The organism is Shewanella nanhaiensis (assembly GCF_019457885.1).
GTDB lineage: Bacteria > Pseudomonadota > Gammaproteobacteria > Enterobacterales > Shewanellaceae > Shewanella > Shewanella nanhaiensis.
The window spans coordinates 151,376-167,898 of the sequence record NZ_JAHZST010000006.1; the positions used below are offsets into that span (position 1 = coordinate 151,376).

The following is a 16,523-nucleotide window of genomic DNA, read 5'->3' on the forward strand; positions in this document are numbered from 1 at the left end:
TTTTGAGCTTATTTATCTTATCGGTCAAAGTTGAATTAGCTTTACTTCTTATTTTAATGACAGGTTTTAACTGGCAAAAGTTTCAAGCTAAATTAGGGAAACTGAAATGAGTTAAATATGAAGAACTATACGCTATAAATTTGTTGAGGAGTCTGTGTCGGCATCAAAGGATTAATCAAGCCGATAAGCTATCGGATAAAATGGAAGCCAAGGTTTACCTTAGCTCCCTTAAGTTTAATTTTGTTGGTTTCTGGCCCTCTGGTAGAAATAGGAAACAGAAAGCAATATGGCTCCGATAACCATAAAGGCGACCACTTTCTGCATTATTTCAAAGTTGGCCATGTCGATAAAGATGACTTTAAAACATGCCAAAGCAAATAGAAGCCCAGCTAGTTTTATTATCTTCTCCTGTTTGGGGTTAAGACTAATAAACATCAATGCACAGCCATGTATCACGAGTAAAATAGCACTGATAGGGGCTGCAAACTCATGGGGAAGCTGGTAGCTCCACATCATGTAATTTATCGCTAATAGCAGGTGCCACCCCCAGTGTAAAATGACTAAAGGAAGCTGTGCTTTATGAGCTCTTATGACTGCACCATTGTTTAAAACAAGCCAAGCTAATATCCCCAGAGTTGCTGCTTCAGAGAGGCAAAATAGCAAGTTTTCAACACCTGAAGCGATGTAGGCTTCTTTATGGATAAGGAGAGGAGCAATGGCGAAAACCAAGGTTAAACCATACGCTACACTCACGCCGGGCTTCAATACGGCTGGTATCGGTTTTAAGCTGATAAGCCAAGCAAAGTACCCAGATAATACCGCTGCCACGACTCCCCAATGGCTTAACCAGATACCGACAAGGCTCTGAACTAATACAGCTGTCACCAACCCAAAATAGAAGGGACTTAACTGCCATTGAAAAATGAGTATACGCTGTGAAAGTCTGTCTAACTGCTGGTAGCGAACAAGCAGTAAGCTCATCATTATAGCGCCAATAGTTAACGCAATTAGCCCTTGCCATTGATGTTCGAGGCAGCTTAATGCAGTGCTTGAAATGGCGATAAGTGTAAGGATTTTAACTTCAAATATTAAGACTCTGTGCCTTATAACACGTGCAAGGATAAGACTGATAAAGCAGCTTAACCAGAGTGCTAAACTGATGTACTCTCCATATTCCCTGATAACTTTAGGTATAAAGAGTAAGGGTAAACAGATATAACAAACAAGCTGAACCACTCCAGCAAATTGAACCAACTTGGAATCACTAAAGTGACGCTTGTACCAGTAGTAAGCCAAGATTAAGCTTGCAAACAGCTCAACTCTGGCAATCTGTGCATAGAGCGCTTGATGGCGAAAGCTGAAGCTGCCCGACTCAAGGATGGCGAAGCCAATTTGAAGAAGTAGAGGCAGTAGAAGTAGCCAAGCGAATAACTCCGTGAATTTAAGCTTATCTCTTGCAGCTAAGTAAAGGAGAAGCAAGCTGATCAAGGGGATAAAATTGAGTGAAAAATCATAGCTGATTAATGCTGAAATAAAGAGCAGAGAAGCTGTATAACTAACACTGACAAGCTCTTTCGCTAGTAATAAAACTAGTCTTTCATAGGGGAGTAAGTAAGTTTTCTTCTCGTTACCTTGGTACTTTTGTAAAAGTTGACCGATTGAGTAGATTGTGGCCGTTGTCAGCAGTAGCAAGATAAGTGTAAAGCCATAGATGTCGAAATTAGAAAAGCCAAATGGGCTTAGAACTATCGAGTTGAGTATGCCTGAAATATTAAGAAGTAGACCTAAGGCAAGTAACACATAGGCTTCAGCACGCACTGAAGTTAATCTCTCTTTTGCGCCGAGCCAGAGTAGCAGTAGGCCCTCCAATAGAAGAACCAGCCCCAAGTATTCATGACTAACAAGGTTTAGTGCTGCAAAACCTGCAAAACTGCCAGCGAATACTAATGATATGTTTTTTAGCTGTAAGCTGTTACGAAATATAAAAAACAAACCTATACATATTCCACTGTTTATTAGAAAAACCTCTCCATTAAACAGGGTCAGTTGACTACTCGCGACTAACACCAATGCGATTAGCGCAAATGGTAATGCTAGGATGCGTGAAGTTAATGGCGAGATGTCAGGGTTATCATCTGAGCGAGACTTAAGGAGCCAGTAGATCCCTGTAAAGCCATAAAGATAGAAAATGCCTGAGATAGAGAGTATCCCTAGCGCGATCTCCCAGTCCAAATAGGGGAAGGCTTGTCCTAGATAGAGCATAAATACTTCGATACAGGCGATATGTAATAAGCTGGTGATCTCCATTAAGGGAGGCCAGTTTAACTTGCGACTTTGTATAAGTGAGCAGCTACCAATAATAAGCAGATAAGGGAGATAAAGCAGGGGAGATTGACTCGCTGTTATCAGCATCATGGGAGCGATTGACCCCCCGACCAAACTGATAACAGACACCACTTTAGTTTCCAGTCTCATCGAGATCCCAAAGCCAGCTAATGTGATTAAAAATAATAGGATAAAGCTGATACTTGTGGGAATAAGGCCAAAGTAAGGCCCAATAAAGTAGGCGCTTAAGAAGTTGAGAATGAGCCCTAAGCCAACCAGACTCGAGGCGAAGTCCTGCATACCGTGGCGTTTTTTATGGATAAATGCACCAATAGCGATAAAAGCATTTGCCGAAGTAAAGCCAAATAGTGCTTTACCAAGTTCAGAAAACCAGTTGTTGATTGAGTATTGCAATAGGTAGCCAAAACCTAAGGTTAAGGTGATGATCCCTGCAACTGTCATCAGGAATACTGGTCCTTGCCCTCTCCCCTGATAGTGTTGATAGAAAGATTTTATCTGGTTAAAAATTCCGGATAATGGGCCAAGTAGGCTGATTAAACTGTCACTAAGTTGGGCTGCCGACTGACTTAGCTGAGCGGCTAGTTCAGTGCTTGCACCTGATTTAGCTTTGCGGGTTTGATGTTGAGAGGGCGGTGTTAACTCTGTCTCAGTCCAAGGGTCAATAGTCACCTGTTCGTAAGCGCCAGCTTGTTTTGTTGGCGTTACTGTTTGAATAGCCCTTGTTGTCTGACTCAACTGTTCCTCCATGTTAACAGCTAAGTCGTTATCACTGGCCTCGTGGACTTGAGTATTGATCTTAAGGTGAAGGTTATCGAGTTTACTGCTCAATCGATCTAACTGGCTGGTTAGGCCTTGTTGCTGCTCTGTTTGCTCGCATCGTAGCTTATCTAACTCTGCCCTTAGCTGTAGTAGCTCATCCTTTAACTGCATTACCTAATTCCAAATCAATAACTTGAATCCCTAAACCTAGTCTACTAGGCAAGTTTCTAAACTACTAGAGGGTATTTTCTTGCGTTTTTGATGGCTAATATGGGTCAAAGTACAGATAATGGTTCTTTATATTTACAGGGAGAGTTGTCATGTTTGGAATTACAGACCTTTGGTTGTTTGTGATCTCAGGGATTGCGTTGAATATTATGCCAGGGCCTGATTCGCTCTATGTTATAGGCCGAAGTGGTGCTCAAGGATTTAGAGCTGGTTCAACAGCTTCATTTGGTATTGCTAGCGGGACGTTAGTGCATATTTTTGCTGCGGCATTTGGCTTGTCAGCCATATTAGCGACATCGGCAACTGCGTTTACTGTGATTAAGATTTTGGGTTGCTGTTATTTGGTCTATATGGGGCTTTCAATGATATTGAGTCGTAAAGATTCTGCTGAAGGGTCGATGATACAACCTAGGCCCACATCACAGAGGAAAATATTCTCTCAGGGTTTTCTGACCAATGTCCTCAACCCTAAAGTAGCCCTGTTTTTTCTCGCATTTGTACCTCAGTTTATCGCTTATGATGCGCCCAATAAGGTGTTGTCTTTTCTTATCTTAGGATTGATCTTCAACATTAATGGCATGATCTGGTGCCACCTACTTGCTTGGTCATCGGCATCGGTAGGACGCAGAGTGAAACAGAGTCGCAGAGTCAATCAGTTAATGAATCAATGTGCAGGCGCCCTGTTTATCTGTTTTGGTATCAAGCTGGCGTTGAGTGAACAAAACTAATGGTAATCTTCAGTTTATAGGGCCTAATCGAAGACCTTATGGAAAGCGGTTTTTAACAGCTCCACTTTATGGGTCTCCCTTGGGTTTTTCTTAAATACCATGGAGAGGTTAAATTGGTAGCGTGCACTATCACTGTGGATTATCCGCATCTGTTTAGTTGTTAGCTCGTTTTGGATGTAACTCTCAGGCAGATAACCTATGTAGCAGCCCGATAGAATTAAGGTTTTTCTGGTATCAAACTGGTATGCCTTGGCAGATAGGTTTAGTTTTTTAAGCTGTTCACGACCGTCGCTATCTATGTCGATACCGGGATGAATAGAGGGGGATTGAGCTAACATCTCTGGGGTGATCTCACTATCCTTCAACTCAAAGTAGGGGTGGTGCTCACTGCAACATAGGTAAATGGGCTCGCTATAGATGGTGTGGTAATTGAGCCCCTCAATTTGGTGATAACTGGGGAGGAGCCCAAGGTGTGCCTTGTCCTGCAGCAGTGCACGTTCAATATTATGAATGGAGTCTCCATCTAATATCAGATGCAGTTGAGGCTCTTTTTGATGCAGGTAGCGGATCACTTCGGCCAGCTTTTTTTGCATGGTATTATCGAGTTGATCGGCGCAAAGTAGCGTTAGCTCGCCACTTAGCTCCTCGCCTAAATTACTCACCAACATGGAAAAGTCGTTAAGTGAGTCAAACAGCTCAATACAGGCGTGATAAACCGCCTGACCATCTTCGGTTAATGCAAAGCCTCCACGCCCCCGGCTACAAAGTTTGAGCTTCATCCGGCTCTCAAGGTTGGACATATGCACGCTGATAGTGGAGCGAGTGACGCCAAGCTCTGTTTCTGATGCAGCGAAGCCACCGTTCTCAACCACAGTACGAAAGATACGTAGCAGGCGTAGATCGTACTCAGTGATCGCTTTAGGGATGATGGAGTGTTTTTTCAAAGTTTTACCTCAATAAAACTTAAGGTTTAATGTTTTGTATTTAACCTGAGATAGTTTTGCTATTCAATAGTGTTATCAATAGATTTTTTGTCTAGCCGTGACTCAGTCATTTAAGGTTTTAGGAACACAGCGATTAGGAGTGAAGATGCAAGCAGTTAACGACACAGGATTAGTGAAGCTCAGTTCCTATATCGATGGGAGCTGGAGTGATGGTGAGCAGAAGTTTGATGTGACAAACCCTGCCAATGGCAAGGTGATTGCTCAGGTGCACAATGCTGGCGTAGATGAAACTGAGTTAGCGGTACTCGCGGCTAAACGAGCACTGCTTACTTGGTCGAAAAAGTCAGCTAATGAGCGGGCTGCTATTTTGAGAACCTGGTTTAATCTGATGATGGCCGCGCAAGATGATCTTGGTCGTATCTTAACGTTAGAGCAGGGCAAACCGCTTGCCGAAGCGAAAGGTGAGATAGCCTATGGCGCTGCATTTATCGAATGGTTTGCCGAAGAGGGCAAGCGAGTATATGGCGATACGATTCCTGCACCGTCAGGTGATAAGCGCATTGTTGTTATCAAGCAACCTGTAGGTGTGGTCGCCTCTATTACGCCTTGGAACTTCCCCAATGCGATGATCGCCCGTAAAGCTGCGGCTGCGCTGGCAGCTGGCTGTACTTTTGTGGCTCGTCCCTCTCCTTTAACGCCGCTATCGGCATTGGCAATGGCTGAGCTTGCTGAGCGTGCGGGTGTGCCTGCCGGCGTATTTAATGTGGTTGTGGGTGAAGACTCTGTTGGTATGGGTAAGGTGTTAACTCAACATCCTGATGTGGCTAAGTTTACCTTCACGGGTTCAACAGCTGTGGGCAAGATTTTGATGACGCAAACGGCGACAACGGTGAAGAAAGTCTCCATGGAGCTGGGTGGCAATGCGCCGTTTGTCGTATTCGACGATGCCGATCTAGATGCCGCCGTTCAGGGAGCCTTGATCTCTAAGTACCGTAATGCGGGTCAAACCTGTGTTTGTACAAACCGAATTTTAGTGCAAAAAGGGGTAGCTAAAGCCTTTACCGACAAGTTTGTTACAGCGGTCGAAGCTCTTAAGATGGGAGACGGCTTGGAAGTTGGCGTAAATGTGGGCCCGATGATCTCATCTGAGGCGGTAGCGGGAGTGCAGGCATTGGTTGATAAAACGGTTGAGCAGGGGGGCGTCGTCATTAAAGGTGGCAAACAAAGCAGTGATGCTGGCAGCTTTTATGAGCCAACTGTCGTGGCTAATGTGACCAATGATATGGCGCTGGCAAGCAATGAGATTTTTGGTCCTGTGACGCCGATTATTACCTTCGATACCGAAGCTGAGGCGATTGAGATAGCCAATGACACTGAATATGGCTTAGCGGCTTATTTTTATTCGCGAGATATTGGCCGAGTGTGGCGTGTGGGCGAAGGGCTCGAATATGGCATGGTGGGAGTGAATGAAGGAATCATCTCCAATGCTGCCGCGCCTTTTGGCGGTGTTAAACAGTCAGGTAATGGCCGTGAAGGCTCTAAATATGGCTTAGATGATTACCTAGAGATTAAGTATTTGTGCATGGGCGGCATCGACCGTTAATTCAGTCTGCTAACACCTAGCACCGTTATTTTATAGGACCAGAATCATGACAAACAGCAGCTTACAAGAGAGAAAAGTTAAGGCCATAGCTCGAGGCCAAGGTAATGCGTATCCGGTTTATGTTGAGCGGGCTAAGAATGCCGAGCTCTGGGATGTTGAGGGGAACCGTTACATCGACTTTGGGACAGGTATTGCCGTGTGTAATACAGGGCACAGCCATCCTAAAATTGTTGCTGCGGTTAAAGCGCAGCTAGATAACTTCAGCCATACCTGTGTCATGGTTAACCCCTATGAATCGGCTGTCGAGCTTGCGGAAAAGCTAACGGAAATAGCACCAGGTGAGAGTGATAAAAAGGCGATATTTGTCACGACTGGCGCCGAAGCGGTGGAGAACTGCGTCAAAATTGCTCGGGCTCATACTGGGCGCCGCGGGGTTATCGCCTTTAATGGTGGCTTCCATGGCCGCACTAACTTGACCATGGCGTTAACGGGGAAGATCACGCCCTATAAACATCAGTTTGGTCCCTTTGCTGGCGATGTTTTTCATGCTCCTTTTCCAATTGATTATCACAATATTTCGGTTAAACACTCCCTTGATGCATTAAACAACCTCTTTAAGGTGGATATTGCCCCCTGTGATGTGGCGGCCATTATCGTTGAGCCAGTACAAGGTGAAGGTGGTTTTTATGCCGCGCCGGCTGAGTTTTTACGTCAGCTTCGCAGACTATGTGATGACCATGGCATCGTCTTGATTGCCGATGAGATCCAAACTGGCTTTGGCCGAACCGGTAAGATGTTTAGCTTTGAACATGCGGGTGTTGAACCTGATCTTATCACTATGGCTAAGGGGATAGCGGGTGGATTTCCTATTGCAGCGGTTGTTGGTAAGAGCGAGATCATGGATGCACCGCTACCCGGCGGATTAGGTGGGACTTATGGTGGCTCACCTGTGGCTTGTGTTGCGGCCCTGACTGTACTTGATGTGATCAAAGAGGAGGGCTTAGTTGAACGCGCAGTTCAGATTGGCGCGATCTTCAATGAGCGCTTAACGGCTTTGCAAGCTGAGTATCCGCAACTGATCGGTGAGGTACGTAATCAAGGTGCCATGATCGCCATGGAGTTAGTCAACAATGGTGACTGTGAGCAAGCCAATATCGCGTTAACTCAAGCCATTATTGCAAAGGCGGCTAAATATGGACTGATACTGCTGGCCTGTGGTTTCTATGGCAATGTGATCCGCTTTCTTCCTGCTCTCACCATCAGTGATGAGCTTATCAATGAAGGTTTAGATCAGTTCGTGCGCCTGTTTGATGAGGCTGCAAACTGCTGAGCGACGAGTTATAAGCGATGAGCTACGAGCAGCTAATGGTGAGTTCATCGCTTGCACACTCTCTTCCTTAAGATTGATAAAACTAGGAACATTATCTGCATAGTTGGCTTCGGAATTAGTTTTCATTACCGGAACAGCAATGCAGATAATTGAACTAACAGGTTTACCCTCCTCAGAACCCTTGTTGAAAAATAGCTTGGCTTTACTGCTAAAGCGCTGCGTAGACTTGGGGGCATCTATCGGTTTTGTCACCCCCTTCTCTGAGCTAGAGTCTAGCCATTACTGGGATAGCGTCGAAAATGAGCTCAATCAAGGTGGCCGAATCCTCCTGCTTGCGACTGAAAATCAGCAGGTGATGGGGACGGTTCAGCTATCACTTTGTAATAAGAAAAATGGGCAACATAGGGCGGAAGTTGAGAAGTTAATGGTCCACCCTGATGCACGGGGATTGGGCATCGCTGGCAAGCTCATGCACCAAGTTGAGGCATTGGCGAAAAGCAGGGGGCGCACACTATTGATTTTGGACACGCTCACAGACTCATTGGCTGCTAACCTGTATCTCAAGCTGGGTTTTCTGAGAGTAGGGGAGATCCCCGACTTTGCACTCAGCACTGAGGGTGAGCTTGAAGCCACTTGTGTCTTCTATAAGCAGTTAGTTTGATGAGGTTTGGGTATATGAAGATAAGAGAGTTTGAGTTTGCTGATTTCAAAGCGGTCACCGATATCTACCAAGAGGGGATAGATGGTGGAAATGCCACATTTGAGAAGCACCCGAAAACCTGGCCGGAGTGGGACAGTGCCATGTTGACACCATGTCGGTTGGTGATTGAAATCGATAGCCAGCTTGTCGGTTGGGCAGGTTTATTACCGACCTCTACCCGTGAGGCATACATAGGTGTGGTGGAGGTGAGTATTTACATTAGTGATAAAGCGAAAGGAAACGGTGCTGGTTACGCCTTACTGACTGAGCTTATTAAACAGTCGGAAGAGGCGGGCTGTTGGACGCTTCAGTCGGCTATTTTTCCTGAAAACCAAGCGAGTATCAATCTACACCAAAAGTGTGGTTTTAAGACTTTAGGTGTTAGAGAAAGGCTAGGTCAGATGAATGGGGTATGGCGTGATGTCGTTTTGATGGAGCGTCGAAGTGACAAGGTTGGCGTATAGGGAGAAGATAGAGTGACAATCTAAGCGGGAGGCACTGGACTAGGTTCGCAGAGAGCTGTGTTAGGTGCTAGATGTGACAGCTGTTAGATGAATTCTTACATAAGAATCGGGTAATCCCTTGCCTATTCATCCACATCAGGGTAAAACTCCGAGTTAATTGAAAAATTAATTCGATAATTTTTGTCCCATCAGATTTTGGAAGGCTTATTTTGGACCACTTTATTTGGAATATCGACCCTGTATTATTCTCGTTTATGGGGCTGACAGTACACTGGTATGGTGCCCTTTTTGCCACTGCAATTGCATGTGGTTTTCAGGTGATGAAACGCATCTACATCAAAGAGGGTCATGATGTCGCGTCATTGGATAACTTACTTATCTACTGTGTGGTGGGAATTATCGTCGGTGCTCGCCTCGCCCACTGTCTGTTTTACGATCCCGCTTACTACTTTAGCCATCCCCTCAAGATTTTTGCCATCTGGGAGGGGGGACTTGCCAGCCATGGTGGTGGTCTCGGTGCGATTTTAGCCCTGTTCTACTACCACAAGAAAACCAAGATGCCGTTCCTATTTCTACTGGATAGATTGGCGATCGCCACGGCGATATTTGGATTCTTCGTGCGTATGGCTAACTTTATGAATTCGGAGATCTTAGGTGTGCCGAGCAGTGTGCCTTGGGCAATCGTATTTGAGCGCATAGATATGCTGCCGCGTCATCCAGCCCAGCTCTATGAAGCCTTTGCTTACCTGACCATCTTTATCACCTTGTGTCTTGTCTATAAGTACACCCAGATGAAGCAGAAAGAGGGCGCGATATTTGGTCTGTTCCTCTGCCTAGTATTCAGTGCAAGGTTCGCAATTGAGTTTATTAAGGTGACTCAAGCAGCTTACGCCGATGGATTTGTGTTGAACGCAGGCCAGATGCTCAGCATTCCATTCCTTCTCGTTGGTATATTCCTGCTGGCTCGTCCCTATCTGCTGGGGCAGAAAGCAAAAGCTTAATTTAAAGTTACTTAGTGCAAAGCTCCTTAGCTTAAAGAGCCCTAGTTTCAAACGTTATATTTTGAGTTGTCTGTTGTCGACGATACCCATTAATCGGGTATCGCTCGGCAGCGAAAAAACATCTGTAAGAGTTACCTCTCTACCTCTCCTGTCTCTTCTCTTTTTATCGTTCTCCTGACCATTGTAATTGAGTGTAATATTTTCCTGTTAATTAATCTGTTAGCTTCATTTTATCGACTAAGGCCAAAGTGTCTCTTGGTTGTTAAAGCTAACGCTGAGTTAACTGAAAAGGAGGAGATTGATTTATGGACATTAAAAAATACACAGGTGTTGTACCTGGTTGGCAGGGAGGCTTTGAGCAGTCAAACCCTGATTTTGCTTATCCGAATCCAAACCTGACTTCATTACCTATGTTGGACAACATGGCTAATATTGATCTGCTCCAGCGTCAGCAAGCGGTGAAGTGGCCAGAGTTCAGTTGGGAGACAGAGAAAGGCAATTCAAACCCTAAACGCTGTTATCAGATGTTTGCGCCCGATATCTCCAGACTTGGATATACAGATACTGGTAGAGTTTATTCCATTATCTGTCCACAGCAGGGGATTAGTTCGCCATCATTGGGCACTCTAAATGTTGAGGTGACAGTGACTGGCCAACGAGGCTGGGTTGATGAAACAGATCGTGAGATCGCAGCAGATATGAGTGTGGTCGGTAAAATTTGGTTCAGCCCAAGTGCAGTACAAAAGCCCATTGTTAAGCTGTTATGGTCTCATTTTGAACAGAGCAAACAACCTTTCCCTTCTGAAAAGTCTAAGGCGATTGTTGTATATACCCATAAGGTTGGCCAAGCTGAGCAACCTATATTTCCTCTGTTAAGCGGTGAAAGTACCGGATTCGATATTCCTGAGTTTGCTAAACATCCACAAGCGTGGAGCGTGGGACATTTAGGTGTTGAAATTGGCTCGCCTCTAAAGACAGGGTACCCAGTGGTTGATGCGTTTAATAAGCTGATTATGGATGTGTTTAACTTAGGTTCAGGCAATATGTTGCAAGTGGGCAATGTGCTGACTTGGAATGTCTGGTTTACTGAGCCTGAACTTGTAGACACAGAAGAGTGGCGCACTCACGCTCAAAGGTGGCGTGAATCTATCGACGCAGATCATGGCTCTCCTGATGGGCCTGGAACCCAAGCTAGGTATTTTGATGGTACTCCGTTCAAACCCGATTTTGATCTTATTAAAGAGCTAGAGAAGAGCAAAATAGGTGACTTCCTCGGTAATTTAGAGGGGGATATAAAAGAGGGTATAAGCGAGTGCCTAAAAGAGATTTAATCTATTTTGTTGGCATCGTATTTAAGCAAGTTAGGGCCTAAATAGGTTTTTAACATTGAGTTCCGTTTAGCGCGAGGTTAAATGGAACTCGATTGCTACAGTGGGGAATACCAATCGCATGCATAGAGCATGAGTATTGAATTCACTATGGAGCAATTATGTTTGAATCCCGTTTACAAGCCTTCACAGAACTACATACAAAAATAGCCGAGTCTAATATCGCTACCCAAGTTTCAGCGCCGTTAGTCTTTATTAATATTTGGGACGCGGCCAGTGCTGCAGTTGTGCAAGCATCGGGGGCTAAAGCATTAGTAACAAGTAGTGCATCATTGGCTTGGTCTTTGGGTTATCCCGATGGCGAAGCGCTCCCTCTGCAGGAGTTACTCGATGCTGTCGCTCGAATTATGCGTGTTAGTGAGCTTCCGCTCAGCGTAGATATTGAAGCGGGCTACAGTGACAACCCCTCTGAGGTCGCCTCTCTGGTGGCTAAGCTTGTTAACTTAGGTGTGGTTGGTATCAATTTAGAGGATGGAGCACAAGAGCCTGAGCTTTTAGTTGCTAAAATTGAAGCTATTCGCGCCACTGAGAGCTGTCGTGCACTGTTTATTAATGCACGAACCGATGTGTATTTAAGAGCGCTTGCATCAGATAGAGCAGCCGTTGAGATGACTAAGAGGCGCTTACTTAGTTATCAAAATGCGGGGGCTAATTGCGGCTTTATTCCTGGGCTTAGTTGTGAGCAAGTGGCTAGCGAACTTGCCAACGAAATCCAGATGCCACTGAATTTGATGGTTGATGCCAGCCTTTCCACTGTTGATACACTTTTTAAATCTGGGATAACTCGCTTCAGCGTTGGCCCAGCAAGTTTTCTTAATGCCTATTCTGCGCTATTGAACTCCCAAACATCTAGCATGGCAGAGTCAGAGTTTAATTCAGGACTTAATTCAAAGGCTGACATAGAGCTTAGCCCATTGGATTACAATAGAGTGAATGAGCTTCTAGTCTTATAGGATGAGCAGAAATAGTTACCTGTTTCTGTTCCTTGTCATTTAAGTTCTACTTATAAGTAAAATTACATTTTTACAATTAAGTATTCACTTGTGTAGTCTTGATTGTAATTGCTTTGTTTGTTGTTTTGTATTAATTAAATGTCTTTTGTGTAAACAAGTATAAATATATAGTAGTCACGACTTATAAATATGTGTCTACTATAATATTACATCTTGTATCAATTTGTAATATTGATGTTTATGTGACAAACAACCTTTATGTACTCCTGTATAATCCCCTTGTTATTGTGTGTTCTGACGGTTCTACTTTCTGCTAGCTCCTTCATTGGTTATTGATGGTTTTTATTTAACTGTCTGTTTTCTGGTGTTTTAAATGTTTTGATTGCTAATTCAGAATAGTGGCGGAGCTTTGTTTAAATCTTGAGGTTAATTAATCATTAGTCGATAAAAGTCAGCTTTATAGCTGGTTAATACTATTTTTATCTAACTTTTGGTGTTTTGTCGGAATATACATCCTATTTTTGTCAGGTGTTCTTAAGTTTAACTTTTATACTTTTTAATTTAGTAGAAGTTAAAATTATCGTTTAAGGGGTTAATAAGTGAAATTACGTTCTCTTTCTATTGTTATTGCTGTAACTATGCTATCAGGCTGTGCTGGTTTAATGCATGGTCAAGATACTGAAAAATTTAATACCTATATGTCAGCTGGTGACTTTGCTGGTGCCTCTCAATTTGCTTTAGAAAAGTCGGGTTATAACCCGGAAGAGAAGACAGTAGATGATCTGCTGTGGGCTATCGAAGCTGGTGCAACCTTGAGTTATGCGGGTCAGTTTGAAAAATCTATTAGCTTACTAGATGCATCAGAAAGCATGATGAAGAAAGAAGATCAGGAAAGCTTAGTTAATGATGCCTCAGAAGTTGGCCTATCCATGTTAGGTAACGATGCCATGATGGCTTATGAGCAAACCCAGTATGATGGCGTGATGGCCAATAGCATTAAGGCTTGGAGCTTTGCATTTAATAATGAGCATGGTGATGCCAGAGTTGAGTGGAACCGAGCCGAAGAGCGCCAAAGACGTGCTGCTGAGTACTTCGCTAAGCAGATTAAAGAGCAAAAAGATGCAGAGGAAGGTGAAGAGACCTCTGAGTATGTTGCTAAGTCAGTACAGAGTGAAGAGACCAAAAAGCTTCTGGCCAAAAATGGTGTGACCTTGGAACAGTGGCAGCCCTATAAAGGTTATGTAAATCCTTATACTACTTATAGTTACGGTTTAAACCTATTGGTTAACGGTAAGTCTAAGTCTGATTTCCAGAAAGCTGAAGACGCATTTAAACGTGTTTATGGTTTGAGTCAGTCTAAGTCGGTCGCTGAAGATATTAAACTTGCTACCTCACTTCGCCAAGGTAAGAAAAATGCGGCTGATGGCATGGTTTGGGTGATTTTCGAAAACGGCCAGTCAGTTGTCAAAGAGGAGTTTCGCATAGACCTGCCTGTGTTCCTGTTAAGTGACGATGTCTCTTATACAGGTATCGCTTTGCCAAGACTGAAAGAGCGTGAGTTAGCACACAAGCACATTCAGATTGATGGTGTGAAGACTGAAACTATCGCAGATATGGATAAAATTATTGGGGCTGAATTTGAAAAGCAGTATCCGATGATCCTGACTCGTGAAATTACCCGTACTGTGTTGAAAACGGTCGCTCAGAAGCAGGCTATGGATTCCAACGAGATCCTTGGCAACCTGTTAGCCGTTGCTCAAGTGGCTACGACCAATGCCGACACCCGTAGTTTTAGCTCTCTGCCTAAAGAGTTCCAAACTACCAGACTTAAAAAAAGCGGTAACAGTGTGAAGTTGAAGGCGGGAACACATGAGATTTTGGTTGAGCTAGATACTAATGCAAAGCGTCATATTGTTTACGTTAAAGCTATCTCTCCACTAGTCGCTCCTACTGTTCGCGTGATCAATATTTAAGGATTACACCATGTTTAAAAAGTCACTTGTCGTTGCCTTGGCATTATTGCCGCTTACAGCTTGTCAAACTACAACCAGCTATATCGATGCACAGGATAAAGCAACGAATGTTGTTGCGGCATTATCTTATGCCGACTTTAAAGAAGCTGCGGATTCTATGGCCACTGAGTTAATAGCCAGTCCTTTGATGGTGCACCCTGAACCTAGGGGAAGATACATCATCCATATCAGTGATGTGACTAACGACACCATGCAGCGAATTGACACCGATCAGCTGGTGAAGTCTATGCGTGTGAAAATGCTTAATTCGGGCAAGTTTCTGGTCACTACAGCATTTAATGGAGAGGACTCCTCTACCCGTGAAATGCGTAAGTTGAAAGACTCTAAAATGGTCAATCAAGCAAGCGTTAAGGGGGATGGTCAGGTTTATGCCCCTGATTTCAGTCTTTCTGGAAAGATCATGCAACGAAATGCATCGCTAGACAGTGGCGATACCAGAATTGAGTACTATTTCCAACTCTCAATGACCAATATCGAAAATGGTTTAGCCTATTGGGAAGGTGAACGTGTGGTCGGTAAAGTTGCCGACGGTGACAGCGTTTCTTGGTAATAGCTCGATCTTAAAATGGTGCTAGTTATTCAGCTAGCACCCTCTTCCCCCACTTTTTGAGTTCAAAGAACAGAGAAGCGATATGAAATATCATATGTTGGCGTTGGCAATTGTCTTCAGTTTTAACTCCTATGCGGATCAAGCTGTACCAGTAGCAAATGCTGCTGAGGCTGAGGTGGTACTTCCCTCTCAATCTGCTGATAATGTCCAGCAGGCACAAAGCGATCCGGCAGATCTCACTGAAAATGCGATTAATGACTACATGTCAGATGTGCAGGCTCGAGTGGCTAAAGCAGGAAAATCACATTCAATACAGTTTTTTAGTGGTCAAGCTAGCTTAAATATCAATAGAAATGATCCCGATTGGGCGATCTTCCGGGAGCAAGCGATTGAAGAGGCCGTGATTAAGGCGAGAGAGAGCTACCTGACAACGCTAAATCGTGATGTCGTGCAGGAACAGTTCCGGGAGTTTTTCTCCAGTAAAGGTAAGCCAGAGCCAACTGCGGCAGATTTTCAGAGTGAAGCTGGGGTAACCTCTCTACTGGATAAAGCCATTTTACTGGCTGAAACCATGCTGGATAAAGAGTTGGTAGAGCAGGGGATCGAACCTGCGACATTTAAGAAAGCGACACCTCAGATCAAGCGAGATCTGTTTAGGGATGCCATAGGAACTAAGACGTTAAGCAAAGCTTATGGCGATCTATCGGGTATGACAGTGCAGCAGGTTTACGAGTTTATTCGTGAAGATGGTACAGGTCATATTGGTGTTGTGATGGCGCTATCCGCTAAAAAGCGTGAGCATATTCGCGCCTTAGTTGAGTCTGATGGCAGAGTTGAGCCAATCCCAGCTAGAGCTAACCCTGAGTTTGCTAATGTGAGTGCTGGACTGGCAGCCATTCCTGAGATCTACCTCGAGTTTGGTACTAAAGTCTTTTATGACGACAAAGGCTATCCGATGCTCGTCTCATTTGGTCAGTCGGGAGTGCGTTATACCAGAGATCCAGATGAGCGAGATCTTGAGCGTGAAGATGCCCACCAATTTGCAATCGATAATGCCTATGGTGCACTGGCTGCGACCTATAACATGAATGGTGATCATGTTCGTGAATCCATTCAAAAGTCGAGCAAAACTAAGCGCGAGACCTTTGAGCTGATTAAAGATGGCTCTGTGCGCAAAAATAGTGGTGCGGTAAGAAAAGCGATTATGCGTGAGTCAGAAGCCCTGTCATCGATGACGGCATCGATTCAGGGGTTAACCGGTGTTAGCGTACACCACAAGTGGCGTAAGAAGCACCCTATTACGGGCAAGGAGATGTCAGGTGTTGTGGTGGTATGGCACCCAGTTACGGTACAAAACGCAGAGCTGATGCAAAGTGGTAAAAGCGCAGCTGAGATAGAAGCTATCATGGCGCCCAACGAGCCAAATGCCCCGCAAAACGGTGGTAAGGTTCAGGGACGAAAGTCAGTAGATAGATTCGATCCCGAGGACTTCTGAT

The 16,523-nt window shown here is 44.4% G+C and carries 13 protein-coding genes; 11 read left to right on the forward strand and 2 right to left on the reverse strand.

Annotation, left to right across the window (positions count from 1 at the left end; genetic code table 11):
* Positions 1 to 234 precede the first annotated feature (234 nt).
* On the reverse strand, positions 235 to 3,276 hold the full coding sequence (locus K0625_RS10515) for a DUF2339 domain-containing protein (RefSeq protein ID WP_220109644.1): 3,042 nt from the start codon (positions 3,274 to 3,276) through the stop codon (positions 235 to 237).
* 149 nt (positions 3,277 to 3,425) lie between these two features.
* Between K0625_RS10515 and K0625_RS10520 the strand changes: the two genes are divergently transcribed.
* A complete protein-coding gene (locus tag K0625_RS10520; protein WP_220109645.1) occupies positions 3,426 to 4,061 on the forward strand; it encodes a LysE family translocator in 636 nt (211 codons plus the stop codon).
* Positions 4,062 to 4,084: 23 nt separating this feature from the next.
* On the opposite strand, the gene K0625_RS10525 is transcribed toward K0625_RS10520, so the two are convergent.
* The gene (locus K0625_RS10525; RefSeq protein WP_220109646.1) at positions 4,085 to 5,005 is read right to left on the reverse strand and encodes a LysR family transcriptional regulator; all 921 of its coding nucleotides are present in this window, start codon (positions 5,003 to 5,005) and stop codon (positions 4,085 to 4,087) included.
* 145 nt (positions 5,006 to 5,150) lie between these two features.
* Between K0625_RS10525 and K0625_RS10530 the strand changes: the two genes are divergently transcribed.
* The 10 genes from K0625_RS10530 to K0625_RS10575 all read left to right on the forward strand — a co-directional run bounded on the left by K0625_RS10530 (position 5,151) and on the right by K0625_RS10575 (position 16,522).
* Positions 5,151 to 6,608, forward strand: a complete 1,458-nt coding sequence (locus K0625_RS10530; protein WP_220109647.1) for an NAD-dependent succinate-semialdehyde dehydrogenase — start codon at positions 5,151 to 5,153, stop codon at positions 6,606 to 6,608.
* A gap of 46 nt (positions 6,609 to 6,654) precedes the next feature.
* Positions 6,655 to 7,938, forward strand: coding sequence for a 4-aminobutyrate--2-oxoglutarate transaminase (gabT, locus tag K0625_RS10535; RefSeq protein WP_220109648.1), 1,284 nt, complete (start codon positions 6,655 to 6,657; stop codon positions 7,936 to 7,938).
* Between the two features lie 139 nt (positions 7,939 to 8,077).
* A complete protein-coding gene (locus tag K0625_RS10540; RefSeq protein ID WP_220109649.1) occupies positions 8,078 to 8,599 on the forward strand; it encodes a GNAT family N-acetyltransferase in 522 nt (173 codons plus the stop codon).
* 14 nt (positions 8,600 to 8,613) lie between these two features.
* Complete coding sequence (locus K0625_RS10545) at positions 8,614 to 9,102, forward strand: GNAT family N-acetyltransferase (RefSeq protein ID WP_220109650.1); 489 nt, start codon at positions 8,614 to 8,616, stop codon at positions 9,100 to 9,102.
* 209 nt (positions 9,103 to 9,311) lie between these two features.
* Positions 9,312 to 10,103, forward strand: coding sequence for a prolipoprotein diacylglyceryl transferase (gene lgt, locus K0625_RS10550; RefSeq protein WP_220109651.1), 792 nt, complete (start codon positions 9,312 to 9,314; stop codon positions 10,101 to 10,103).
* 305 nt (positions 10,104 to 10,408) lie between these two features.
* On the forward strand, positions 10,409 to 11,434 hold the full coding sequence (locus K0625_RS10555; protein ID WP_220109652.1) for a hypothetical protein: 1,026 nt from the start codon (positions 10,409 to 10,411) through the stop codon (positions 11,432 to 11,434).
* 158 nt (positions 11,435 to 11,592) lie between these two features.
* Positions 11,593 to 12,444 (forward strand): isocitrate lyase/PEP mutase family protein, encoded by an 852-nt coding sequence (locus K0625_RS10560; protein ID WP_220109653.1) that lies wholly within the window; start codon positions 11,593 to 11,595, stop codon positions 12,442 to 12,444.
* A gap of 599 nt (positions 12,445 to 13,043) precedes the next feature.
* Positions 13,044 to 14,417, forward strand: a complete 1,374-nt coding sequence (locus K0625_RS10565; protein ID WP_012326440.1) for a COG3014 family protein — start codon at positions 13,044 to 13,046, stop codon at positions 14,415 to 14,417.
* Between the two features lie 10 nt (positions 14,418 to 14,427).
* A complete protein-coding gene (gene lpoB / locus K0625_RS10570; RefSeq protein ID WP_012326439.1) occupies positions 14,428 to 15,027 on the forward strand; it encodes a penicillin-binding protein activator LpoB in 600 nt (199 codons plus the stop codon).
* A gap of 82 nt (positions 15,028 to 15,109) precedes the next feature.
* Entirely contained in the window at positions 15,110 to 16,522 is a 1,413-nt protein-coding gene (locus K0625_RS10575; RefSeq protein WP_220109654.1) for a DUF6844 domain-containing protein, read from the forward strand.
* Position 16,523: the final 1 nt, after the last annotated feature.